The organism is Hymenobacter sp. UYP22 (assembly GCF_040547285.1).
Lineage (GTDB): Bacteria > Bacteroidota > Bacteroidia > Cytophagales > Hymenobacteraceae > Hymenobacter.
Window position 1 is genome coordinate 1 of record NZ_JBEPPK010000005.1, and the last position, 24,170, is coordinate 24,170.

17 protein-coding genes are annotated in these 24,170 nt (G+C 62.1%); 11 read left to right on the forward strand and 6 right to left on the reverse strand.

The window, feature by feature from the left end:
- Positions 1-86: 86 nt before the first annotated feature.
- The 4 genes from ABIB60_RS10245 to ABIB60_RS10260 form a co-directional block, all read right to left on the reverse strand.
- Positions 87-719, reverse strand: a complete 633-nt coding sequence (locus ABIB60_RS10245) for a M15 family metallopeptidase (RefSeq protein WP_354579647.1) — start codon at positions 717-719, stop codon at positions 87-89.
- A 101-nt stretch (positions 720-820) separates the two neighbouring features.
- Entirely contained in the window at positions 821-2,029 is a 1,209-nt protein-coding gene (locus tag ABIB60_RS10250) for a serine hydrolase (protein WP_354579648.1), read from the reverse strand.
- A gap of 89 nt (positions 2,030-2,118) precedes the next feature.
- Positions 2,119-2,325, reverse strand: coding sequence for a hypothetical protein (locus tag ABIB60_RS10255; protein ID WP_354579650.1), 207 nt, complete (start codon positions 2,323-2,325; stop codon positions 2,119-2,121).
- Between the two features lie 20 nt (positions 2,326-2,345).
- Positions 2,346-2,651 (reverse strand): hypothetical protein, encoded by a 306-nt coding sequence (locus ABIB60_RS10260; protein ID WP_354579651.1) that lies wholly within the window; start codon positions 2,649-2,651, stop codon positions 2,346-2,348.
- 162 nt (positions 2,652-2,813) lie between these two features.
- Between ABIB60_RS10260 and ABIB60_RS10265 the strand changes: the two genes are divergently transcribed.
- From ABIB60_RS10265 to ABIB60_RS10275, 3 genes are all read left to right on the forward strand, one after another.
- A complete protein-coding gene (locus tag ABIB60_RS10265) occupies positions 2,814-3,686 on the forward strand; it encodes a hypothetical protein (RefSeq protein ID WP_354579652.1) in 873 nt (290 codons plus the stop codon).
- Between the two features lie 107 nt (positions 3,687-3,793).
- Entirely contained in the window at positions 3,794-4,633 is an 840-nt protein-coding gene (locus tag ABIB60_RS10270; RefSeq protein WP_354579654.1) for a rhomboid family intramembrane serine protease, read from the forward strand.
- Between the two features lie 99 nt (positions 4,634-4,732).
- A complete protein-coding gene (locus ABIB60_RS10275) occupies positions 4,733-5,941 on the forward strand; it encodes an esterase/lipase family protein (protein WP_354579655.1) in 1,209 nt (402 codons plus the stop codon).
- 161 nt (positions 5,942-6,102) lie between these two features.
- On the opposite strand, the gene ABIB60_RS10280 is transcribed toward ABIB60_RS10275, so the two are convergent.
- Positions 6,103-8,535, reverse strand: coding sequence for a glycoside hydrolase family 31 protein (locus tag ABIB60_RS10280; protein ID WP_354579657.1), 2,433 nt, complete (start codon positions 8,533-8,535; stop codon positions 6,103-6,105).
- Positions 8,536-8,738: 203 nt separating this feature from the next.
- Here ABIB60_RS10280 and ABIB60_RS10285 point away from each other — a divergent pair, with 203 nt between their 5' ends.
- Both ABIB60_RS10285 and ABIB60_RS10290 read left to right on the forward strand, forming a co-directional pair.
- Positions 8,739-9,839, forward strand: coding sequence for a glycosyltransferase (locus ABIB60_RS10285; protein WP_354579658.1), 1,101 nt, complete (start codon positions 8,739-8,741; stop codon positions 9,837-9,839).
- Positions 9,840-9,862: 23 nt separating this feature from the next.
- Positions 9,863-10,345, forward strand: a complete 483-nt coding sequence (locus tag ABIB60_RS10290) for a YdeI/OmpD-associated family protein (RefSeq protein WP_354579659.1) — start codon at positions 9,863-9,865, stop codon at positions 10,343-10,345.
- A 119-nt stretch (positions 10,346-10,464) separates the two neighbouring features.
- On the opposite strand, the gene ABIB60_RS10295 is transcribed toward ABIB60_RS10290, so the two are convergent.
- Positions 10,465-12,519 carry an alpha amylase C-terminal domain-containing protein gene (locus ABIB60_RS10295; RefSeq protein WP_354579660.1) on the reverse strand — a complete coding sequence of 685 codons (2,055 nt, stop codon included), beginning with the start codon at positions 12,517-12,519 and terminating at the stop codon, positions 10,465-10,467.
- A gap of 299 nt (positions 12,520-12,818) precedes the next feature.
- Between ABIB60_RS10295 and ggt the strand changes: the two genes are divergently transcribed.
- The 6 genes from ggt to ABIB60_RS10325 all read left to right on the forward strand — a co-directional run bounded on the left by ggt (position 12,819) and on the right by ABIB60_RS10325 (position 24,110).
- Positions 12,819-14,552 carry a gamma-glutamyltransferase gene (ggt, locus tag ABIB60_RS10300; RefSeq protein ID WP_354579662.1) on the forward strand — a complete coding sequence of 578 codons (1,734 nt, stop codon included), beginning with the start codon at positions 12,819-12,821 and terminating at the stop codon, positions 14,550-14,552.
- Positions 14,553-14,987: 435 nt separating this feature from the next.
- Positions 14,988-15,473 (forward strand): phage tail protein, encoded by a 486-nt coding sequence (locus ABIB60_RS10305; RefSeq protein WP_502915120.1) that lies wholly within the window; start codon positions 14,988-14,990, stop codon positions 15,471-15,473.
- Positions 15,474-15,503: 30 nt separating this feature from the next.
- Positions 15,504-16,052: a phage tail protein gene (locus tag ABIB60_RS10310; RefSeq protein ID WP_354579665.1), complete on the forward strand. Its 549-nt coding sequence runs from the start codon at positions 15,504-15,506 to the stop codon at positions 16,050-16,052.
- 52 nt (positions 16,053-16,104) lie between these two features.
- Positions 16,105-16,641: a phage tail protein gene (locus ABIB60_RS10315; RefSeq protein WP_354579666.1), complete on the forward strand. Its 537-nt coding sequence runs from the start codon at positions 16,105-16,107 to the stop codon at positions 16,639-16,641.
- A gap of 89 nt (positions 16,642-16,730) precedes the next feature.
- Positions 16,731-17,684: a methionyl-tRNA formyltransferase gene (locus ABIB60_RS10320; RefSeq protein WP_354579668.1), complete on the forward strand. Its 954-nt coding sequence runs from the start codon at positions 16,731-16,733 to the stop codon at positions 17,682-17,684.
- A 57-nt stretch (positions 17,685-17,741) separates the two neighbouring features.
- The gene (locus ABIB60_RS10325) at positions 17,742-24,110 is read left to right on the forward strand and encodes a T9SS type A sorting domain-containing protein (protein ID WP_354579669.1); all 6,369 of its coding nucleotides are present in this window, start codon (positions 17,742-17,744) and stop codon (positions 24,108-24,110) included.
- Positions 24,111-24,170: the final 60 nt, after the last annotated feature.

Consider the following 24,170-nt stretch of genomic DNA (forward strand, 5'->3'; position numbering starts at 1 on the left):
ACTCACTCACTCACTCACTCACTCACTCACTCACTCACTCACTCACTCACTCACTCACTCACTCACTCACTCACTCACTCACTCACTCACTCACTCACTAAGTCTTCGAACGGAAGGTTGAGCAGGTCAAAATCGGCCCAGCGCTGGTAGTCGTAGTGCCACCACTCGTTGGGGTAATTGATAAAGCCCTGGCGTTTCATGGCGGCCAGCAGTACGCTCCGGTTGAAGAGGATATGGGGCGGCAGCTGGTTAAAGCGGGAATGCGCCTCGGGCGTCATTTCGTCATACTCAGTTGGCAGCGGCAAATGACGGCCAGTGGTATGTTCAACCAAGCCTACATCGACGGAGCAGCCCCGATTGTGGCGGGAGCCCCGCCAGGGTGGCGCAGCGAAATCCTCGTTACGCACATGCTCGAAAAACCGCACCGTTACGGCGTAGGGCCGGTAGGCATCATACACGCACAAACCCAAGCCCAGGAGGCGCAAGGCCTCTTGCACCCGTTGCAAAGCCTCGGCGGCTGGCTTGCGCAGAAAGGCCCTGGCTTGCGTATACGCGGGCTCGCCCAGCAAATTATGCGGTGTAGCATACCGGATATCCAGCACCAGATCAGGAATCAGACTGGTCAATTCTACCAGCTCGCGCTCCGGGTGGGCGGCTACTCGCTGGCGGTACTCCTGCACGGAAGAAACAACGGTGAGCCCGTACGCATTAACGGCCATACATTCAACTAAACCCTATGAAACCGCTGATTACGGGACTAACCGTTGCATACGCCACGGTTCAGCTTTTCGTTATTGTTTAGCCGTTTTTCAGCAAGATTCTACCGCTGCCGGCTTCGTTCCAGCTGGTACACGGCCTCACCCAGTCGCCGCAAAAAGGGCAAGCCCACCGCATCGTAGTCGTAGTGGTCATCGTTGAGCACCTCGTCCGCATTCACGTACAGCACCGCACTCAGCAGAAACTCTATTTTGTTGGCCTGGTCGGTTACGTAGGCGTTGTCAATGAGGAAGCCGTAGGCCTGGCCAATTTTGTTGTAGATGCGCACTCCTTCGGGCAGGCCCCCCGGGGCACCACCTGCCAGCAGAAACTTGGCGTAATTATCGGGGTAATGGCTGGGGGAGTAGCGGGGCCAGTGGCTTTGCCGGGGTTGCCGGTGCAAGTGGTCGAGGAGCAGCCGGCGGTCCAGGGTATCCAGGGCGAAGCGCTGCCGGGCGGGCACTGAAGCCGGGAACAACAAAGCACGTAATGTACGCTGCAAATCCGGCAGCGTGGTGGCGTTGCGGGCAGCAAAGGGCATGGGCTGGCCGATGCGCTGCTCGCTTTGTAGGTAGGCTTGGCCGACAGTACGCCGCCGCGGTGGCCCTTTCCCCCATTTGCCCGTGAACGTGGCTGGGGGTTGCACGTACAGGGGACGGCTCAGGCTGGAATCCGTGAACAGCGCAACGGGGTTGGTGTTTCGGGCCGTGGCGTCCTGGTCGCCTACCGACAGGCGGTGGCGTAGCACGGTACGACGCAGGCCGTGGCGGCGCAGCTCGGTTTGCAGGGTAGCGGGCCCGACAAACTCGTAGAGGCGGTTGTAGGCATCATTATCACTTACCAGCAGCAGTTTGCGCACGTACTGCCCCACGCTGGCCCGCTGGTTTTGGCTGCTGGTGTCGCGCAGTACCCGGTTTTGTCCGGCTGCAGCTGAATCGGTGCGCATGGGCGAGTTGCTGGAGAGGCCCGGCACCTGTGCAGCCAGGCGGTGTACTTTCTCCAGTGCCAGTATGGCCGCGGGCAATTTGATGGCGCTGGCCGGATAGAAATACTCCCGGGGCCGCAGCCGGTAGCTATACTGCCGGAAATGGGGCCGTCCCTGCCCGTCGCGGCGGATTTGGGTGTACAGCACTTGCAGCCGGTGCCGCCGAGCGTCCCGGGCCACGGGCGCCAGCACCGCATCGGTGCGGAACAGTCGGGGCAGCGGGTTTTGCGCCCTGCCTTGGCTATTGACGCCTCCCAGCAACGCACACACAATGAGCAACCATTTCATGCCGCTTAATATACCGGTATCTACCCAGCAACGCCCGGCCACATGCGGGTCAGGCATACGGTCGGGCGCTGTTGTAGGTAGCCGCAGGGCTATTCGTCAGTGTCAGGCTGAGCTGCTGGCTCACTGTTTTCCTGGGGCGAATCGGGGCCGCCTTCCAGGCCGTTGGTTTGGTCAGAGTTGCCGTAGCCGCCCCGAATGCCGGCGCCGCTGTCGGTGGATAGTTGCTCCTGGGTGGTTTCGGGCGTTTTAGCAGTGTTGGGCTGCTCTTGGGCAGGTTCTTGCGGATGCTGAGCCATAAGGGGAGAGAAGTGAAGAGTTACAGATTTACTTGGCCGGTTTCGCCGCCCGATACGCCGGTGCCGCTGCTGGTAGTGTTGCCGCCTACGTCGCCATCCTCGGCATTGCCGGGGGCATCGTAGTTAGGTGCGCCGGAGCGTACCCGGCTACCGCTAATGGCCTGGCCACCTTCGGTGCCGCCACTGCCGGAGTTGTCATCGGCGTTCAGGCCGGTATCGTGGCTGCCAGCCGCCTGGCGGCCTTCGGGCTGACGCTGAGCCGGCTGATTATCAGTGGCCTCGGGCAGGTTGCGGGCGTCGGTGGGTTTTTCGGGAGACTGATTCATGGGATAGGAAGAGTAGGTGGAAAAGCCCGGCCCGGGGGCTGAGCACTTACCAGCCTATACGCACCCGGCCGGGTCGCGTTCAACTCAGGGCTGTTGAAATGCGGCGGCTTTTCGGCAATTTAGAGCCGCTTTTACTTCCGTTACCCGTCGCTCTATCCACTCATGTCCTCGTCCTCCGATTCTTTTTTGCAGAAATCCAGCGAAGAGTTACTGTACCTGGTGCAGCACCCGGAGCTATATCATGCCACGCTGGTAGCCGAGGCCGGCCGGGAGCTGCGCCGTCGGGGTGTCGATTTACCCCGCCCCCACGTGCAGGCTCAAATGCCGGAGCAGGCACCGCAGCAAGCTGCTCCGGCATTTGAGCCTGCACCTCACCACTACGCGGAGGAGGCCCCCTCTCCCCTGGCCCGCTGGTGGCCCGCCGGCTTGATTGCCGCCGCTGTGGCCGGCCTTGCCTGGTGGGGCCTGCGCGAGTCCACTGCCACTTCGGCGGCCGTGGCGGCCAAGCCGGTTTCAACCGAGCCCATTGTGCTGGAGGCAGTGAAGGCCGACCGGATGCCCGATTTCGAGGCAGAAACCAGCCGGCAGGTAGCTACCACCCGTCGGCAGCTCTCCCCCACCGACCGCGCTGATACCACGGCGGCCGGGCGCTACGCCCGCATGGCTCGCCGTTATTGGCTGGCTGAAAACGCCGCCGCCTACCTCACCAAGCAGGCCGCCGGCAAAAAAGTATCTACCGTATTTCCGGGCCAAGTGACTATTGCTCTGGAGCGCATTACCTGGTTTATGAAGGCCAAGGCGTATAACCAGCACCTCACCCCCAAAATGGAAGAGCGCCTGGCCCTGATGCAGCAGGGCTTGGTGCTGCGCCGCAATTCTCTGGAAAACCTGAAAACCCGCTACGAAACGTACGGGGAGACTTACCTAGACCGGGACCTGAACCGCGCCGATTTTGAGGCCTCTGATATTGGGGGCGAATTGCTGGGCCAACCGAGCAAGCGCGCACCTATGCAGGGCAATATTTCGGAACTGTAACGGCTACTCTGCCCGCCGTGTAATCCTGTCAGGTAGCGGGGCCTGGCAGGGTTTATGACGCGTCCCGGCTGGCTTCACCACCGAAGCCCTGCTGTGCACGTTGTGGTATGCCTGAGTTACCTACACCCGCTGATATATTCGCCGAAAAGACGGATGCCGAGTTGCTGTACCTGGCCCAGCACGCGCAACAATACCCGGAGGCCGTGGGGCAGGCCGCCGTGCGGGAGTTACAGCGCCGGGGCCTGATACCGGATGTTTCGGCTGGCCCGCCGGTACCGCAAGCCGCTCCCCCCACTCCTACTGCAGACGCCACCATCGGCAGCACGCTGCTGGGAGTTTTCGGGTTTCGGGCGGGCTACCGCGTCACGCCCCTGCTGCTTTGGCTGAACCTGTTGGGGTATGTTCTGTTAGCATCGGCTGGCCGCAACTTCTGGCAGCCCCCGGCCGCTACGCTGGTGCAATGGGGCTCCAACTTTTCGCCCTTTACCCTGCACGGGCAGCCCTGGCGGCTGCTGACCAGCGTGTTCCTGCACGGAAGCGTGGCGCATTTGCTGATGAATATGGCCTCCCTGGTATTTCTGGGGCTGCTGACGGAACGCCTGACGGGTTCCCTGCGGCTGCTGCTCCTATACCTGCTGTGCGGGGTGGCGGGCAGCCTGGTTAGCCTATGGTGGCACGCGCAGGGCGTTAACTCGGTGGGGGCCTCGGGGGCTATTTTTGGGCTGTACGGGGTGTTACTGGCTACGTTGCTACGGCGGCCCGGCGCCTTTTCCAGGCCGCAGCGCTACACGGTGGGGCTGTTTGTACTCTACCTGCTGGCGGGTAGCCTGGCGGGCGGCCTCCAAACGTATACCACCGACAACGCCGCCCACATTGGTGGTTTGGTAACGGGGGCTGTGCTGGGGGCAGCCTTTCCGCCGCCTGCAGCGGCTACCCCGGCCAGTTGAGTTACGTACGCTCGGGGGCTGTAACAGTAACCTGAGCTCTTGGTTACGTATATTCTCCCCTTCCCTCCAGAGCCCAACCGCCTATCCACTGCTGACCCTGTGACCGAAACGCCCGACCTGCCCACTGACAACGCGGGCCCAGACAATGATGCGCCGCGCCCTTCGCGCTGGCGGCGGGCGGCAGCGGCCGTGGGCCGGGCCGCCCGCGCACCCTTCAATGGGGCGGGCTTGCTTTACCGCGTAGGCCAGGAGAACCTGCATTTCACCTTGCCAGTGCTCAACGGCGCGTTTGGCGACCAGTTGGCCGCCTGCCACGACCGGCGGGCCATCCGGATGAGCTTCCGCCGCTATGAGGCCGATGTGCCGGTGGCGGGGCTAAGCCTGCAGCCGGCGGCTGAAGGTAGGCCGCGCAAAACCGTGGTGTTTCTGCACGGGCTGATGGGCGACGAAATCATCTGGCAAACCGGCAACGGCCCCGAGGATTTGCGCTTCGGCCCGCGCCTGCAGCAGGAAACCGGCGTGTGCTGCCTATATGTGCGCTACAATTCCGGCCTGCACATTTCCGAAAACGGCCGCCTCCTGCACCAACTGCTCACGGAGCTACTGGCCACTTACCCCGACGCCGTGGGCGAGTTGATATTGGTGGGCCACAGCATGGGCGGGCTCGTGATTCGCTCCGCGGGGTATTATGGAGCAATTAAAAATGAAGAATTAAAAATTAAAAAAGAGTCAGATTCGGCTGATCCTCTCGATAAAGAATCTGTTCCTCCAACGACGAAACACCAACAACCAGCAACCAACAACGAACCACCATCCTGGCTAAACCGGCTGCGGGACGTATTTCTGCTGGGCGTGCCGAATGACGGCTCGTTTCTGGAGCAGAACAGCCACCTCACCAGCCTGATTCTGCGTAAAATCAACCTCTGGCCCACCCGCGCCATCAGCGGCCTGATTGACAAGCGCAGCAACGGCATCAAAGACCTGCGCCACGCCCGGCTGGTGGATGAGGACTGGCAAAGTGAGCACGCCGACGACCTGTTTCCGCCCCGTACGGTGGTGCCGCCGTTGCCGGGAGTGCGCTACCACATTCTGGTGGGCTCGTTGCTGAAATCGGCCATCTCCGCCCTGCACGACTACTTCGGCGACGGACTGGTGGGCGCGGGCAGCGCCCGGGGCCGCATCTTCCAGGACCCCGCCGCCCCGCCCGAACTGCTCATCAGCACCCACGTCTACGCCAAGCTCCACCACGGCACCCTGCTCAGCAGCCCCGAGGTGTACCATTACCTGCGGGAGCGGATTAGGGAGTGAGTTAACGACACTAAAACCTGTCATCCTGAGCACAGCGAAGGACCTTATCACGCAGAAACGACAATCGTAACAACGACTCGTTCAGGCGTGATAAGGTCCTTCGCTGTGCTCAGGATGACAGGTTTTAACTAATTACGCCCCCTTTACCCTCACACCCTATTCTACCCAATTACCAGCTCCGTGAAGTCGGCACCAACTACCACGGCGGGCAGGGTGAGGCCGGTTTCCAGGGTGGCTTCGGTAGCTTCGGCGGGCTGGCCGTCGGTGCTGAAGGCGGTGGGCTGGAACGGCAGGCCGTGGAGCACCACGCGGTAGGTGGTCCAGGTGGGCTGGTAGGCGCCTTCCGTTTCCTGTTGCAGCAGCAGGCCCTTTTCGGAGCCGGTTACGCGGAAGCGGCGGGTGGTGCTGTGGCCCTGCTGGTAGCCGTAGCCTTCGCCTCCATCCTCGTACAGCACGCTGGTTTCGGTACCCTGCTTGAAGTACACGTGCAGGGTTAATTCTTCCACCACTCTCTCTCCCACGTACTGCATGAGCGGGTACATGGGCACCACGGCTCCCGCCTTGATGAACAGCGGAATGCGGCTCAGGTCGGCGGCGGCCCATACTTCCTGGCCGCCGGTTTTGGCCTCGTCGGTGTAGTAGTAGAACCAGTCGCCGCGGGGCAGGTACATCCAGCGGCCATCGGCACCGGGCGTGGTAATGGGGCACACCAGCAGATGGTCGCCGAGGCTGAACTCGGCCATGCGCAGGTAGGTGTCCGTGTCGGCTTGGTCGAGGAAGGCCAGGGGGCGGAGCATGGGCGTGCCCTGGGTGGTGTGCTGCCAGAACGTGGTGTACATGTAGGGCAGCAGGCGGTAGCGTAGCTCAATGAACCCTTTAGCTAGCTCCATGAAATTCTCCCCGAAGCTCCAGGGCTCCTGGTCCCCGTGGTCGCCGGAGCTGTGGGTGCGGAAGAACGGGTGAAAAGCTCCCAGCGCCACCCAGCGCACGTACAGCTCGCCGTCGGGCGTGTCAATAAAGCCGCCAATATCGGAGCCGATAAAGGAGAAGCCCGAAATGCTCAGGCGCTGGCACTGGATGTTGGCCAGCCAGAGGTGCTCCCAGCTGGCAATATTGTCGCCGGTCCAGCCGGAGGAGTAGCGCTGCCCGCCGGCGTAGGTGCTGCGCGTGATGGTGAAGGGCCGGTTGGGGTAGCTGAAGCGCTTCACGCCCTCGTTGGTAGCCCGGGCCATCTGCATGCCGTAGATGTTGTGGGCCTTTTTGTGGGAGGCGTGGTGGCCATCGTAGCCAAAGCGCACATCATCCGGAAAGGTGCCCTTTTCGAACACGGCCGGCTCGTTCATGTCGTTCCACACGCCTTTCACGCCTATTTCCTGCACCAGCTCCTTAAACAGGCCGGCCCACCACTCGCGCACGTCGGGACGGGTGTAGTCGGGGAAGTTGCAGAGGCCGGGCCACACGGAGCCTTTCATCAAAGGCCCGTCGGCGCGGCGGCAGAAGAAGTCGTTTTTCAGTCCCTCGCGGAACACCGAGTAATCGGGGTCAATCTTGATGCCGGGGTCGATAATTACCACGGTTTTGAAGCCATCCTGGGCCAGCTCCTGTACCATGCGCTTCGGCTCGGGGAAGTGCGTAGGGCTCCAGGTAAAGCACCGGTACCCGTCCATGTAGTCGATGTCGAGGTAGATGGCGTCACAGGGAATTTTCCGGTCGCGGAAGCCTTGGGCAATGGCCTTCACGTTGCTCTCGGGGAAGTAGCTCCACTTGCACTGCTGGTAGCCCAGGGCCCACAGCGGAGGCAGTTCGGGCGGGCTCGTGAGGCGGGTGTATTCCTGAGTCACCTCCATCAGGGAGGGACCGTAGATGAAGTAGTAGTTCATTTCCCCGCCCTGGGCCCAGAACGAGGCCACGTCGGCCCGCTCGGCGGCAAAATCGAAGGAGGCTTTAAACGTGTTGTCAAAGAAGATGCCGTGGGCCACTTTCTGGTGCAGGGCCAGGAAAAACGGAATGTTTTTGTAGAGCGGGTCGGAGCCTTTCTGGTAGCCGTAGGTATCGGTGCCCCAGTTGGTGAACTGCTTGCCGCGCAGGTTCATGTTGTCGGGCTTGTCGCCGAGGCCGTAGTAGTGGGCTCCGCTCTGCACCTGCTTGCTCATCTTCACGATGTCGTTGCCCGACTCGTACTCGTACTCCCAGTGGAAGCCTTTTTCGTCGTCGGTGAGCACCAGGCCGGAGCGGTTAAGCACCCGGGTGCGCAGATTTTCCTTGTCCACCACGCAAATCAGGCGGTCGGTGGTGATGCGGTAATGGTCGGGCTTTTCGCGGAACTCCAGAAACTCCAACTCCTGCCGGGCGGGCACGCCATCGGAAAACGCATAGCTGAAATCAGGCGGGAATACGCCTTCCGTGATGTAGCGGAAGCGCAGCACTTTATCGGTAATTACCTGCAGACTGAGCTGCACGCCATTATCACAGCGGAAAATGAAGTCGGTACCCTGCCGCTCACTTGAAAGTACCCGGCCGGGGTACAGCTCCTGACGAGCCTGGGCGGCCAGGTCATTGACCATGTAGTTCAACTCCTGAATATTGTCGGCCATGCAAATAGGGTGTCGAAGAGAAAAAGTTGTGTATTCTGCGCGGCGGCAGCGCCTTACCGGAAAGGCATTCCGTAAAGGTAAACAGCTGGCGGGGTACGGCCCAGCGGAAAGCGCGCCGTTTTCGACCGGCCGCAGTTTTCGCGCTACCGGTACCTTTTTTCTCTACCTTGCCGTACTCCGGATTACTGCTTAGCTTACTTTCTATGCCCCCTGCCCCCTTGCATGTGCTGCTGCTTGGCTGGAACGATGCGCCCCGCACCGGGGAGTTGGTTCCAGCCCTTGGTTCGTTAGTTGGAAATCTGGCCCCGGCGGCCACCTTATCGGTGGTAGTGCCCCACCAGCCGACTACCGCGCTGGGGCAGGTGGCCCACGTCACTTCCCTGGCCGATCTAACGCCCGAACAAGCCTCCGCACCGGTTTCCCTGCCCCATCAACGGCCGGCAGCTTGGCAGCGCCCCGCCGCTCCTTACACCGGCACGGCGGCCGATGGCGCCGCTGGCCCCGATGCTCCGGCCCTGCCTAGCGGGGCCAGCGGCGGCTGGAACACTCCGGCCGCGCCCTACCTGGGCGCCACACCGGGCTTGCCGGACACGGCAACCAGCGCCGTGTTAACCGACGTGCACGGTTTTGCGGCGGCAGAGGAGCGCCCGGCGGTTATTGACCAGCGTGCGGCCCGGGTGGCGGTGCAACACTCGGTAGTTTCGCAGCTGGAAGCCGAAGCCTCTGAGCTGCCCGCACAGGATTTGCTGTTGAACCGCGACGAATTTGCCCAGGGCGCCGAGCCGGATTCAGGCGAAGCTACTGACCTCCAAGAACTCGCCGACACCCTAAGCCCGCACGCCGAGACCAGGACGGCTGCCCACGCTACTTTACCCGAGGCCCTGGCCGTGCTGGGCCTGGACCTCGCCCCCACTGCCGACCTCAATTTTCAGGTGATACAGTACGCCCGCTTTGCCACGCGCCAGGCACTGCAGGATACTTTTTCCGTAATTTACGCCTCCGATTGGCCTACCTGGCTGGCGGGCCTGGAAATTCGGCAGCAGACGGGCCGACCTTTGGTGCTACACGTGCACAGCCTGGCTCAGGAGCGCGCCACACCGGCCGACCGGGGGTGGGCCCTGGAGCTGGAGCGGCTGGCCCTGCGCCGCGCCGACCTGGTACTGGCTGCCTCCGATGAGCTGGCTCACCTGCTGCAAATGCGCTACCAACTGGGCCCCGAACGCCTGCAGCTAGTAGATCCCGCCGATACGGAAACGCTTCGCAGCCTGCTGCTGCAACTTGAAACCCGCACCCCCGGACGCTAATCCGCAGTTTTTTTGCCTACCGCATGAGTTTAGAAACACCCCTCCGCCACGAGTTCGATGCCCCCATGGAAATGGATGGGGCCGACAGCGGCGTTTTCCTGGTTGTCCCGTTCAGTGTGCCCGATACCTACGGCACAAAGGGTCCGTTGCCGGTTATCGGCACCATTGACGGGTTTCCCATCCGCACCAACCTGGTGCCGTTCGGCGACGGGCAGCATATGCTCAGCATCCGCAAAGAGGTGCGCAACGCCATCAACAAAACCTGGACGGATACGGTGCACCTGGTATTGGAGCGCGACACCGAGCCCGGTGGAATTGAACTGCCCACCGACTTTGAGCAGGCTTTGGAACGGGCCGGCCTCCGCGTGCAGTTTGACGCGCTGCCTTTCACCCAGCGCAAGGACTTAGCCCTGCGCATTGCCCGCACCAAGAAAGACGAGGCCCGCTCCCAGCGCATTGAAGACGCCCTGGAAGTTGCCCGGACCGGCCGCAAAACCAAGCAGTAGATTTGTACAGATATCAAACAGAAAAGCCGCTCGGTTCCTAAGAACTGAGCGGCTTTTCTGTTTGCTATCTGTTCGAGTCCGTTGAAATGCTGCCTGATTGGCACCGGCCGTTTTTCCAGTTACACCCGAGCCAATACCAAGGCAGTGCGACTAGTTACGTAGAGGCTCAGCTTGTTAACGCCATCATCCTGGAAGGTTTCGTAGGTCAGCCCGTCGTCAACCCGGCCGAAGCCGCCGAATTGCGCATCATCGGAGTTGAGTACGATGCGGTAGCGGCCGGGCGTGGGCACCACAAAGCGGTAGTCGGGCACGCTCCGGTCTACGTGGAAGCTGAACACAAATACCAGGTTGCCCCGCTCAAAAATCATGACCTGATTATTTGAGTCGATGTTGAGTTGGTGGGCCGGGCCGGCGGTGAGCAGGCGGTTGGATTTGGCCAGATTCAGCATGGCCTTATCAAACTGCAGCAGGTACTGGAATTTCAGGTCCGGGTTGTCGGCCAGGCTCCACTGGCGGCGGGCGAAGTGGTGGCTCCAACCGTTGCCCTCGCGCGGAAAATCCACCCACTCGGGGTGGCCGAATTCGTTGCCGATGAAGTTCAGGTACGCCTCGCCACCCAGGCTGAGCGTAGCTAGCCGGATGAGCTTGTGCAGGGCCACGCCCCGGGCCGTAATGGGGTCGGGGTCGGCGCGGTGCATGTGCTCGTAAATAGCTGAGTCGAGCAGCCAGTGGGCCAGGGTTTTGTCGCCTACCAGGGCCTGGTCGTGACTTTCGGCGTAGGCCACGGTTTTTTCGCCGGCGCGGCGGTTGGTGAGCACGTGCCAGAGGTCGTGGAGGTTCCAGTCCTCGTCGCGGGTGTGCTTGAGCAGCTTGATCCAGTAGTCCGGAATGCCCATGGCCAGGCGGTAATCGAAGCCGATGCCGCCCTCCTCAATGGGCCGGCACAGGCCGGGCATGCCGCTCATATCCTCGGCAATGAGCAGGGCGCTACGCTTCAATTCCCGCACCAGCGTGGTAGCTAGTTGCAGGTAGAGAATGGCGTCCTCGTCGGCGTCTTCGCCAAAGTACTGCTCGTAGCTTCCAAACCCGACTCCCTCGCCGTGGTGGTGGTAGAGCATGCTGGTAATGCCATCAAAACGGAACCCATCAAAGTGGAATTCCTCCAGCCAGTAGCGCAGGTTGCTGAGCAGAAACTGCTGCACCTCGGGCTTGGCGTAATCGAACAGCTTGGAATCCCAGCCGGGGTGGTTGCCGCGGGGCCCTTCGTGGAAATACTGCCCGCCCGAGCCGTCGAAATCAGCCAAGCCTTCGGCCTCGTTTTTTACGGCGTGGGAGTGCACCACGTCCAGCAGCACCGCAATGCCCCGGCGGTGGGCCTCGTTGATGAGCTGCTTCAGCTCCTCGGGCGTCCCGAACCGGGATGACACCCCGAAGAAATTGGCCACGTGGTAGCCGAAAGAGCCGTAATACGGATGCTCCATCACCGCCATCAGTTGCAGGCAGTTGTAGCCCTCGGCCTGAATACGGGGCAGAATCTGCTCGGCAAACTCTAAGTAAGAGCCCACCTTACCTTCTTCTAGGGCCATGCCCACGTGGGCCTCGTAAATCAGCGGCTCGCGCACAAAGTTGGGTACCCGAAACTTCTGATCCGACCACACAAAGGGCTGTTCCGGCTTCCAGACCTGCCCGGCAAAATCGTGGGTGTTGGGGTTTTGCACGGCCCGGCGCAGCATGGCCGGCAGCCGGTCTTTACCGCCCTTGGCCGTTACCACGTGTACTTTATAAAGTGAGTGGTGGGTGAGGCGGTCTTTGTAGTCTTTATCGGCCAGAAATACCTCCCATACGCCATCCTGGCCGCGGGTGAGCGGGGTAGCCTGCCGGTCCCAGTTGTTGAAGTCGCCTACCAGATACAGTGCTTCGGCGGCGGGGGCCCATTCCCGGAACCAGTAGCCCCGGCGGCGGCCATCGTAGTTGAGGCCCAGGCGCTGGTAGGCCAGGGCAAACTTGCTCAGGGAGCCGCACTGGGCCGTTATTTCGGCCAGGCGCTGCTCCAGGCGCTGCTGGCGCTGCCGCAGCACCGGCTCAAACGGGGCCAGCCAGGGGTCGTGCTGCACGAGGGGCAGGTGAGCCGTGGTTTCTTCGGTAGTAGCGGGGGCCAGCGGTTCGGTAGTCATAATCAGGAGGCACAGGTCTGGTTCAGGCCAAAGCTACGCGGATTAGGGAACCGGGGTTGGTTGTCGGTTAGCCGGTACTGGTTGCCGATTGGCCAGTTACTGGGTAAACCGGCACGCATGCGCCGCCTTTTGGCCGCGCCCCGGTCCGGCGGGCGGCAGCCCGTCGGGCCGGTTGAAGTTAGCTGACACCCGCGCGGCACGCCCGGCCCGGACGACAACCGGCCCGACGGGCTGCCGCCCGCCGGACCGGCGCATCCGGCACGAAAACTACTTGCGGCCTCTCGTACTTTTACATTCCTATGCGACACCGTATCCCCTTCCTGCTCCTGACGGCCCTGGCCGCCTGCACCACTGCCCAGCCCACCACAACCGCTCCGGCATCTGCCGCTGCCACCCTGGCCGCGCCCATTCCGGCGGCTACGCCCGTAGTCACGGCCAAAGCCATGGTGGTATCGGCTCACCCCGAGGCTACCCGGATTGGCGTGGAAATTCTGCAGAAGGGCGGCAATGCCTACGATGCGGCCGTGGCCGTGCAGTTTGCGCTAGCCGTGGCGTTGCCAGTAGCTGGGAACATTGGCGGCGGCGGATTTTTGCTCTACCGCGGAGCCGACGGCCAGGAAGGGGCCCTGGATTTCCGGGAAACCGCCCCGGCCGCTGCTTCCCGGGATATGTACCTGGATGCGCAGGGCAACGTGATACCCAACTTGAGCACGTTGGGCCACCTGGCCGCCGGCGTGCCCGGCACCGTGGCCGGCATGTGGGAGTTGCACCGCAAGCTGGGCAAGCTACCGTGGAAAGACGTGGTGCAGCCCGCCGTTGACTTAGCCGCCAAGGGCCTGAAGCTGACGGAGAAAGAAGCCGCCGGCCTCAACGGGCAGCACGAAACGTTTGCTAAACTCAACCCCGGCAGCGCGTATCTGAAACCGAACCCCTGGATGGCCGGCGAGATTATCCGCCACCCTGACTTGGCCCGCACGCTGGAGCGGGTTCGAGAACAAGGCAAGGCCGGTTTCTACGAGGGCGAAACGGCCAACCTATTGGTAGCCGAAATGCAGCGCGGCGATGGCATCATCACCAAGCAGGACCTGCTGAAGTACGAGCCCAAATGGCGCACCCCACTCCACGGCCAGTATCGGGGCTACGAGGTGCTGACGTTCCCGCCGCCCAGCTCCGGCGGGGTAGCCCTGCTGCAGATGCTGCAGATGCTGGAGCCCTACAACCTGGGCCGGGCCGGCTGGCACTCGCCCCAGGCTACCCACTGGATTACCGAAGCCCAGCGCCGGGTGTACGCCGACCGCGCCACTTACCTCGGCGACCCGGACTTTGGTAAAGTACCTGTGGCCCAGTTGTTAGAAAAGCCTTACAACAAGCAGCGCATGGCCACTACTCTGCCCTACCGCGCCACGCCCAGCGCCCAGGTTACGGCTGGGGCCAACCTGCCCGGCTACGAATCGGATCAAACCACGCACTACAACGTGGTGGATGCTCAGGGCAACGCCGTCAGCTGCACCACCACGCTCAACGGGGCCTACGGCAGCAAAGTAGTAGTAGCCGGGGCCGGATTCCTGCTCAACAACGAAATGGACGACTTCAGCAGCAAACCCGGCACACCCAACTCCTACGGGCTGGTGGGTGGTGCGGCCAACGCCATTGCCCCCGGTAAACGCATGCTGTCTTCCATGACGCCGGCCATCCTCACCAAAGGCAACAAGCTGGCTCTGGTAACTGGCACCCCCGGCGGCAGCACCATCATTACCAGCGTGCTGCAATCCATCCTTAACGTGGTGGATTATGGCATGAACGCCCAGCAGGCCGTGGCCGCCCCCCGCCTGCACCACCAGTGGCTCCCGGATCAGATTGACGTGGAACAGGGTGCTCTGTTGCCCGTCGCTCAGGACACCCTCCGGGCCCGGGGCTACACCCTCAACCCACGCAATGCCTGGGGACGGGTAGAGGTAATCCGGGTGCTGCCTGACGGCAAGCTGGAAGGTGGCGCCGACCCTCGCGGCGACGACGCGGCGGCGGGGTATTAAACGGTAAGCAGTGCTCTTACTTCTTCCGGAAGGTAGGCGGTGAGCCGCATGAATTCCAAAAGAAGCAGTACGCTACATTCACGGATGTTGTAGAAACGGTCCTGCTGGTCCGGTGGTTGATGGCCGCCGAACTGGCAGGACTGTTTGCGCAACCACTATTACCTACAAAGCGCACCTGGTTATTGCATATATTCAACTTTACATTAAAATACAAATATTCCTTTATCGTGTAAAACAGATCCTATATATTCGTCCCGCTTTCCGCTCCCCTTAGCCCCTGTGCGGGCTCCTTTCTCCTCTACCTACCTATTGCCAACTGCATATACCGTGTGGTTTCACACGCGGCCGGCATTTCCATGTCCATTCTTTCCTAAAACTTCCTCTATGGAACCAATACTTGGAGAAATCCGCGCAGTCGCATTTCCTTTTGCCCCGATGAACTGGGCTATCTGCGACGGCTCATTGTTACAGATTCGCTCGAACGCCGCGCTTTTTTCCATACTCGGCACGCAGTTCGGCGGCGACGGCCGAACCACCTTTGCCTTGCCGGATATGCGGGGCCGCGCCGTAGTGAATGCCGGCACCGGTGCCGGCCTGAGCTCCTATCCTGTGGGCACTAAAGCAGGGCAGGAAACCGTGACGCTGGATCCAACGCAGATGCCGGCACACACCCACACCCTGGGCAATATCAAGGTAAACCCAACCGATGCGAACGTCAGCTCGCCTAGTCAGGCTTACCTAAGCAATACCAGCAAAGCTCAATACGGGGAAACGCCTGGCACCAACACCGCCATGGCCCCCGACTCGGTGCAGGGCACGGGTATACCAACGGGGGGCTCACTGCCGCACAGCAACATGCAGCCCTACCTTACGCTCAACTATATCATTGCTCTGCAGGGCATCTTCCCGCAGCGTCCTTAGTTTTTCCTTCCCTCTCTTCGCATTCTATTCATGGAACAATACCTCGGAGAAATTCGCATTTTCGGCGGCAACTTCGCCCCGGTTGATTGGCTGTTCTGCCAGGGCCAGCTGCTCCAGATTGCAGATAACGACGCTTTATTCACCCTGCTGGGCACCACTTACGGCGGTGATGGAGTAACTACCTTCGCCCTGCCCAATATGGCCAGCCGCGTGACGGTTGGCCAGGGCCAGGGCCCCGGGCTGGCCAACTATGTCGTTGGGCAGGTAATGGGTACGGAAGATGTAACGCTGACTACGCTGCAGCTACCAGCGCACACGCATCCTTTCAATGGCACCATCAACGCCATTGCGGGCGACAGCGCTACTGGTCAGACCAACCCCACCGGAGCCTACTTCAGTGACCGGGGCGAATCGGCCTACAACACCGCGTTGGGTGATACTCCCGCCACGCTGGGAGCCGACGCCCTCAGCGGGCAAATAGCGCCGGCCGGCGGCTCCAGGCCCCACACAAACATCCAGCCGGTAACGGCTATCAACTACATCATCGCCACTGCCGGCATCTGGCCCTCACAGCCCTAAGCGCGGCCGGTAGTCGTTTTATCCTTTCATTTTTTTACGTACCTCCTTCTATATGGACGCTTTTATCGGGGAAATCCGTCTGATGGGTTTTCCTTTCGCACCGAAAGGCTGGCTGTTTTGCCAGGGCCAACTGCTCTCCGTTTCGGCAAACCAAGCCCTGTTCTCCTTACTAGGCACCATGTACGGCGGCGATGGGCGCACCACGTTTGCGCTGCCTGACCTGCGCGGCCGCGTAGCACTGGGTGCAGGCCAAGGGCCGGGGCTGGCTCCTTACGCTCAGGGCCAGATGGGCGGCACGGAAATCATAACGCTTACTGCGGATAGTATGCCGAAGCACGAGCACGCGTTTACGGGGGGCACCATCAAAACCGCCGCCGCCGCTGAATTCTCCCAGGCAGATCAGTCGTATCCGGCACCCGGCGCCGTTACGCAATTTGCCGTGGGTAAACCAAATGTTACGCTGGCCCCTGGCAGCCTGTCAACTACACTGTCGCCCATGGGCGGCAACCAGCCGCACGAGAACCGCCAGCCCATGGCCGTGATGAACTACGCCATTGCCACCCAGGGGTATTTCCCTTCGCGCGGCTAACGCATTCCCTTTATTCCCGAACGCCCCCGCGCTGGTAACCCTATGTAGGCAACTGGTTACCAGCGCGGCTTGCTTCCGGAACCTGCCCCATGCAAGTAGCCGTTATCATTAGTAGTACGCTGGGTCTGCCCGCCCTGCACGCCCTGGCGGCCCAAGGTGCCGTGGCGAGTGTAGCCGTACCGCTACTGCCCCAAACCGACGAGGCCGAGCAGCTGGTGCGGGCGGCTGCCACCCTGGGCCTGCCCGTGGTGCGGCTGCAACGCCCCGGCCTGGGTGCCGCTCTTGCGGAGTGGCTGACCCCGCTGGCCCCCGCGGCCGTGCTGGTGTTTACCTTCTCCTGGCGCATCCCGGCCGCCGTACTCGATCTGCCAGCCCACGGGTTTCTCAACTTTCACTTTGCCGCCCTGCCCGGCTACCGCGGCCCCGAGCCCCTGTTCTGGCAGATTCGCAACGGTGAAGCCGCCGGCGCCGTGACAGTGCACCGCATGAGCGCTGATTTTGATACCGGCCCGGTGCTGCTGGCCGAGCCCGTACCCATCGGGCCGGCCGATACGCACGGGCTACACCGCGCCCGGCTGGCCGCCCAGGCCGCCCCGGTAGCCCTGCGGCTGCTGGCCAGTCTGCGCGGCGAGGGGCCCGCGCTGGTGCCCCAGCCCCAGGCGGCGGCCCAGGCACGCTATTGGCCTCGCGCCACTCTGGCCGATGTGTGCGTGCGCTGGACCGACCCCTCCCCAGCCATTGACCGGCTGGTGCGAGCGGCCAACCCCTGGAACCGGGGGGCCCTGACCACGCTGCGCGGGCAGCCGCTTCGGCTACTGGGCGTGACGCCCCACCCGGCCGCCGCCACCGGCCCGGTGCCGCCCGGTACGGTGCTGCACGCCAACGCCACGGCCGGCCTGTGGGTGGCCTGCGGAACGGGCGAGGCCCTGCGCCTCGACATGGTGGCCCTGGACGAGGGCTATTTCAGTGGCATGCAGCTGATAGGCGTGGGTATTCAGCCGGGCGAGGTGTTGGGGGATTTCTCCGACATGATTCCCACATAGGCATAACTCCCGATAACAAGTCGACACTCTTGGTTTTCACTACTTCATCTGAGCTATATGAGACAAAAAATACTCTCACTCTTATTATTTCTTGTCGCCTTCGGGGTCAGGGCCCAGCAACTGACCATGCCAGTTGCGGAGGTTTTTGAGACGGACGGGAATAATGACCGCTACACGTCCAATTCGTTCGTGAAGAACAATCTGGAATATTTCCAGCGGGCAACCGTTGCCCAAGGGGCAGCCTACACCACTTTTCGGCAAGTAGCGCTGGGCAACCAGCAGGGAACCGGTTTCTGGGTGACGGAAGGCACGCGGAGCCAGGTCGGTTTTGCTTACGAACGGTCAGCCGGGCACGTAACACTTAGGGAAATCGATACCCGGAACTACAAGAACATTGTGGTTAAGGTGGCCTTCGCGGCCCCCCGCGGCGCGGGGGCCACCGGTGGTGGCTTAAACGCCGCACGAAACACTGACCGGATCAGAATCCGGTATTCCTTCGATGGCGGGGCGTTTGTTACGGCTGGCTTGCTGCTGGGCAACAACGCCAGTGGTGGCGGCGTGTTTCAGCAGGACATCAGCTCGCCGCTGGATAGCATTCCGGATGCTGCCGGGCCGCAGCTGGGCCCCAATTTTCAGGATGTTACCGTCAATATACCCGCCACCGGTAATGCGCTGCGCGTGCAGGTGGTGGTGGATAGCCAGGAGCCGGAGCTGGCCTTCGACAACATCCGGGTGACGGGTACGCTAGAAGAGACGGCCAAGCCGGTGCTGAGCAACCTGGGCACTACTGCCCTGAGCTATACTGAGGGCGGCCCGCCCGTGCAGCTTACCAACACGCTGACGGTTGCTTACTCCGACAACTCCGCCACCACGCTTACGGGCGCGACGGTCAAAATCACCAACTATCAGGCCCAGGACCAGCTGAACTTTACCAATCAGAATGGCATCACCGGCTCGTACAACAGCAGCGGAACGTTGACGCTGTCCGGCCCGGCCAACCAAGCCGCTTACCAGGCCGCCCTACGCTCGGTGACGTATTCCAGTACCAACACAACTACGCTCAACGGCGTTACGCGGCAGGTGGAGTTTCAGGCCTACAACGGCAGCGCGCTCAGCAACAACCCCTCGCGCAACGTGGCTGTTATGGTCACGCTCAATGCTCCGGCACCTCTGAACTACACTGAGAACTTTGATACGGACGGGGAAAGCACCCGGTACTTCGGCAACGGCTTTCAAAGTAGCAGCTTCGGGGCCGGCTTTTTCCGCTCGACAACCAACCCGGCCACCGGCAGCTCGACTACCTTTGGCGGCGTCAGCGGCGGCTTCTGGTACGGAGAGGGCACCAACGTTTCGGCTAACCCAACCACGCCTATCAGCACGCTGCAGCTGGCCCCGGTAAACGCTGCCGGCTACATCAACCTGCGCTTCACCATTGCCTTGGGCGCAACCACGGGTTGGGAGAACAGTGACTATTTTACGCTGTATTACCGCACCGACGGCGGCAGCTGGCAGGAGTTTGGCTCCTTCGTGGGCGGCGGTACCAATGGGGCCGTCAGCGGCAACGGCGCAACCCTCAGCACCACGCTGCAGGACGTGACGTTCAACCTTCCTAACGGAGCTGCCACGGCCAACCTCGACTTTAAACTGGAGCTGCGCTCGGACGCCGGCGAGGAACTGGCCTTCGACAACATCCGCATCACGGGTACGCAGCAGGTAGCCCCCACCGTAACCACGGCCACCCCGACCAGCGTGGCGAGTAACAGCGCCGTGCTCGGCGGCAACGTAACCGCCGATGGCGGGGCCACCGTGACGGAGCGCGGCGTAGTGTACAGCTCTACCAACACCACGCCCACCATCAGCAACACCAAAGACACCAACGGCTCCGGTACCGGCACTTTTTCCGAAACCATTGCCGGTCTGACGCCCGGTACTACTTACTACGTGCGGGCGTACGCCATCAACAGCGTGGGCACCAGCTACGGCGCGGTGCAGACGTTCAGCACAACCACTACCGTTACGTCCATCGTGCGGGCCGGGACCAACCCCACCAACGCCAGCCAGGTACCGTTCACGCTGACGTTTGCCACGCCGGTGACCGGGCTGACAACCGGCAATTTCAGCCTCACGACGACCGGTGCCCTCAGCGGCGCTTCGGTGGCCAGCGTGTCCGGCTCGGGCACCACCTATACGGTGGTTGTTAGTACCGGCTCGAACTCGGGTACGCTGCAGCTGAACCTGGGCAGCAGTACTGGTCTGACGCCCACGGTGAGCAACCTGCCCTACACCAGCGGCCAGGCCTACGACATCGACAAAACCCAGCCCACGGTAGCCCTCAGCAGCACGGCCGGTGCCTCGGGCAGCAGCACCACTACCACGCCCATTCCGTTTATGGTGACCTTCTCGGAAAATGTGAGTGGTTTTGTGGCCGGCGACGTGACGGTAACCAACGGCTCGATTACCGGCGGTACCGTGAGTGGTACCAGCCCTGGCACCGTCTACACCTTCACGGTGACGCCTACTACGCCCGGCACCGCTACCACGGTAGCCGTACCCGCCAACGTGGCTCAGGATGCGGCTGGTAACGGCAACACCGCCGCCCCCGCGTCATACAGCATTACGTACAACCAGCCCAACACCACGGTTACCTCGATAACGCGCCTTACGCCCACGCCTACCGCCACAGCCCAGGTAAGCTACCAGGTAGTCTTCGCCAATAGCGTGATGGGCCTAAGCGTCAGCAACTTCAACCTGACTACTTCTGGCCTGACCGGAGCCAGCGTGAGCAGCGTGAGCGGCACAAACGGCACGACGTACACGGTGACGGTGAATACCGGCACCGGCAATGGTACGCTAACCCTGAACCTACAAAACAGCACGGGCATCTCGCCCACGGTAACAAACGTGCCCTACACGGCGGGTGAGCAGTATACCATCACCAAGAGCTTTGCGGCCGCGCCCAAGCTGCGCATTCAAGCGGCGGGCAGCGCCAGCAACAACGGCGACGTGACGGCCTTCGTGGACGTGGTGCAGGTGCTCAATGCCAGCAACGGCAGCGCCGTGACCACCGGCCTGCAAAACGGCAGCTTCGAAACTAATAACGTGCCGACCAACTTCAAGAAAACGGCGGATGGGGTGACAGCCGACTTTTGGAGCTTCACCGGCCTTGCTGGCATCTCGCGCAACGGCGGCGACTTCGGCTCGACGGCGGCCGACGGCACCTCGGTGGCCCTGATCCAGAGCGCCGGCGACAACAATGCCAGCATCTCGCAGAACCTGGCCGTGCCCACAGGCAGCTACCAGGTCAGCTTCCGGGCTATCCAGCGCAATTACACCTCGCTCGACCAGCGCTTGAACGTGTTCGTCAACGACGTGTTCGTGGGCAACATTCAGCCCAACAACATCCCTACCTACGACCCCTTCATCTCGGCCTCGTTCAGCGTGACGGCCCCGGCCCTGACGGCTACTATCAGCAGCACCGCCGGCGCTTCGGGCAGCACCACGTCCACCTCGCCGCTGCCCTTCACCGTGACGTTCTCGCAGAGCGTAACCGGCTTTACCGCCTCGGATGTGGCCGTATCGGGGGGCACGCTCTCGGGCTTCTCGGGCGCGGGCACTACCTATACCTTCAACGTAACGCCCTCAGCCAATGGCACCGTAACGGTGAACGTACCGGCCAACGGCGCCGTGGATGCCAACAACACCGGCAACACCGCCGCCACGCCGTACAGCCTCATCTACGCGCAGCCGGTAACGGCCGCCCCGGTAGTAACGGCCCCAGCCAACGGCAGCCTGCTTAACGTACCCACACCCACCTACCAAGGCATTGCCCCGGCTGGCAGCCTCGTCACGGTGTACGTCGATGGCTCGGCCATCGGCACAACCACGGCCGCAGCCGGCGGCACGTTTAGCCTCACCCAGCCTGCGCCCTTGGCTCAGGGTTCGCACACGGTATACGCCCGCGCCCAGAGCAGTGGCTCGGCGCAAAGCAGCAACTCAAACACGAACACCTTCACGGTGGACACCACCCCGCCGGCCGCGCCGGTGGTAACAGCCCCCGCCAACGGCTCCACCACCCCCAACAACACGCCAGTATATACGGGCACGGCGGAAGCTAATTCAACGGTAACTGTCATTGTGGACGGTAGCGCCATCGGTACTGCTACGGCCAATGCCAGCGGTAACTGGAGCCGCACTCAGCCCACGGCCCTGGCCCAAGGCAGCCACACGGTGCGGGCCACGGCCACCGACGCCGCCGGTAATACCAGCCCCAGCAGCAACACCAATACCTTCACGGTGCTGGACCCGGCCACGTATGTCAGCAGCACGGCCGAGCAGCCGAACACCAGCCTGGTGCAGGTGAGCAGCATGAACCAGGAAATCCTGCGCGTGGCCGTAGTCATTAGCGGAGGCACTTCGGCTCCGCTCAGCGCCACGTCACTCTCCTTCACTACCAATGGCAGTACCCGGCCGGCCGATATTGCTACTGCCCGCGTGTACTACACTGGTACAACTGGCACCCTGAGCACAAACACCCAGTTTGGCAGCGCCGTGGCCAGCCCCAATGGCACCTTCACCGTAACGGGCAACCAGCTGCTCACAACCGGTACCAACTACTTCTTCCTGGTGTACGATGTGGCCGCTACCGCCACGCCCAGCGGCGTGCTGGATGCCACCCTGACGAGCTTGACCGTTGGTGGCACTGTGCGTATACCAACGGTAACGGACCCGACCGGTAACCGCCGGATTGTACAGACCAGCCGCGTGGCGGGTACGGCCCTGCGCTTTGTGGGGGGCAGCACCCCGGGCTACGTGGATTTCAGTGCCAGCACGGCATTGCCTGCCCCGCTACTGAACACACCATACACGCAAATAGCCTGGGTGAAGCCCAGCGTTAGCACAGGTAGTACCACTTATTACGTGCTGGGCAACGGCTCCGACAACTCGGCCGCTCCTTACATTGCAATTACTGGTAACGGCCGCATTGAAGCCGGCTACGGCACGGGGCAAGCATTACGCAGCATTCAAACCGGTCCACAGGCGGTTAGCGCCAACATCTGGAACCAGCTTGCAGCGGTGTACAACGGCAACTCGCTGACGATATATGTGAATGGCCAAGCCGAAGCGACGCTGAACAGAGCCGATACCCCAGCCGGCAACCGCGTTAACTATATCGGCAGCATTGGTACCACGGGCAGTAACTTCTTCCCCGGTGATATTGATGAGGTGAGCCAGTGGAACCGGGCCCTGAGCCAAACGGAGCTGCGCCAGCTGCAGCACCTGACGCTGACGGGCTCCGAAAATGGCTTGGTGTCGTACGTGCAGTTCAACGACAACGGCTCCACCACTATCGACGGGGTTAGTGGCTCGGCGGGCACTTTGGCAGGAGCTACCCGGGTAACCAGCACGGCACCGGTGGGGGCTGGTGTAAGTAACCTGCAATCCGTTACCAGCCCCAGCAATTACACGTTCACAGGTACCAATGTGGCCATCAACTTCACCTCGGTGCAGGGTACGCCCTACGACGTGGTGGTAACCCGCCTGGAGGGCACACCCCTGGGCACCCAGGTAAACGACCCAAACCTACGCAACACCCACACCCGGGCTTACTGGGTTGTGGACAGCTACAATACCAATAACTTCACGGCGACTGTTACCTACACCCTCGACCAGGGCCTGATCAGCGCTGGTGATGCCGCAGCCCCCAGCAACCTGAAGCTGTATAAGCGGGGCAGCAACAGCGACGGAGCGTTTGAGGCGCCCATTTCGGCTACGGCCGCCAACGCCGCCGCCAGCACGGTGACCTTCCCGGTTAACTCGTTCAGCCAGACGTTCATTGGCACCTACGGTAGCTCCCCGCTGCCGGTGGAGCTGGTACGCTTCACGGCGGAGCGCAAAGCCAACACCGCGCTGCTGCAGTGGGCCACGGCTCAGGAGCTGAACAACGACTACTTCGAGGTGGAAAGCAGCGTGAATGGTCGTACGTTCGGAGCCGTTGGCCGCGTAACGGGCCACGGCACCAGCAACCAAGCGCACGAGTATCAGCTCACGGATGCAAACCTGTCGCGCTACGGTAGCCCGGTGGTGTACTACCGCCTGCGGCAGGTAGATACCAACGGCAACGTGTCGCTGTCGGCGGTGCGTACGGTACAGGTGCCCGGCGTAGCCTCCGCGCTGACGGCCGTAGTGTTCCCCAACCCGGCTACCGATCAGCTGACGATTCGGTTGAGCAGCCCGTACGCGGGTAAAGCCCAGGGCTGGCTGTTTGATGCCCAGGGTCGGAAAGTACAGGAGCTCAGCCAGCAGTTGGCGGCGGCTACCAGCACCGATATTCCGCTGTCGGTGAAACACCTACCCAACGGGGTGTACACGCTGCGCCTGGTGCTGGATGGCCAGGTGCTACATCAGCAACTCGTGGTGCAGCACTAAGCGGTAGCCCGCAGTGAAAAGCCCCGACACACTACGTGTCGGGGCTTTTTTCTATATCCG

What these genes read in the sequence shown, in the direction of transcription:
- ABIB60_RS10245 (WP_354579647.1), bottom strand. Translation starts at nt 719, where the DNA reads ATGGCCGTTAATGCGTACGGGCTCACCGTTGTTTCTTCCGTGCAGGAG.
- ABIB60_RS10250 (WP_354579648.1), bottom strand. Translation starts at nt 2,029, where the DNA reads ATGAAATGGTTGCTCATTGTGTGTGCGTTGCTGGGAGGCGTCAATAGC.
- ABIB60_RS10255 (WP_354579650.1), bottom strand. Translation starts at nt 2,325, where the DNA reads ATGGCTCAGCATCCGCAAGAACCTGCCCAAGAGCAGCCCAACACTGCT.
- ABIB60_RS10260 (WP_354579651.1), bottom strand. Translation starts at nt 2,651, where the DNA reads ATGAATCAGTCTCCCGAAAAACCCACCGACGCCCGCAACCTGCCCGAG.
- ABIB60_RS10265 (WP_354579652.1), top strand. Translation starts at nt 2,814, where the DNA reads ATGTCCTCGTCCTCCGATTCTTTTTTGCAGAAATCCAGCGAAGAGTTA.
- ABIB60_RS10270 (WP_354579654.1), top strand. Translation starts at nt 3,794, where the DNA reads ATGCCTGAGTTACCTACACCCGCTGATATATTCGCCGAAAAGACGGAT.
- ABIB60_RS10280 (WP_354579657.1), bottom strand. Translation starts at nt 8,535, where the DNA reads ATGGCCGACAATATTCAGGAGTTGAACTACATGGTCAATGACCTGGCC.
- ABIB60_RS10285 (WP_354579658.1), top strand. Translation starts at nt 8,739, where the DNA reads ATGCCCCCTGCCCCCTTGCATGTGCTGCTGCTTGGCTGGAACGATGCG.
- ABIB60_RS10290 (WP_354579659.1), top strand. Translation starts at nt 9,863, where the DNA reads ATGAGTTTAGAAACACCCCTCCGCCACGAGTTCGATGCCCCCATGGAA.
- ABIB60_RS10295 (WP_354579660.1), bottom strand. Translation starts at nt 12,519, where the DNA reads ATGACTACCGAACCGCTGGCCCCCGCTACTACCGAAGAAACCACGGCT.
- ggt (WP_354579662.1), top strand. Translation starts at nt 12,819, where the DNA reads ATGCGACACCGTATCCCCTTCCTGCTCCTGACGGCCCTGGCCGCCTGC.
- ABIB60_RS10305 (WP_502915120.1), top strand. Translation starts at nt 14,988, where the DNA reads ATGAACTGGGCTATCTGCGACGGCTCATTGTTACAGATTCGCTCGAAC.
- ABIB60_RS10310 (WP_354579665.1), top strand. Translation starts at nt 15,504, where the DNA reads ATGGAACAATACCTCGGAGAAATTCGCATTTTCGGCGGCAACTTCGCC.
- ABIB60_RS10315 (WP_354579666.1), top strand. Translation starts at nt 16,105, where the DNA reads ATGGACGCTTTTATCGGGGAAATCCGTCTGATGGGTTTTCCTTTCGCA.
- ABIB60_RS10320 (WP_354579668.1), top strand. Translation starts at nt 16,731, where the DNA reads ATGCAAGTAGCCGTTATCATTAGTAGTACGCTGGGTCTGCCCGCCCTG.
- ABIB60_RS10325 (WP_354579669.1), top strand. Translation starts at nt 17,742, where the DNA reads ATGAGACAAAAAATACTCTCACTCTTATTATTTCTTGTCGCCTTCGGG.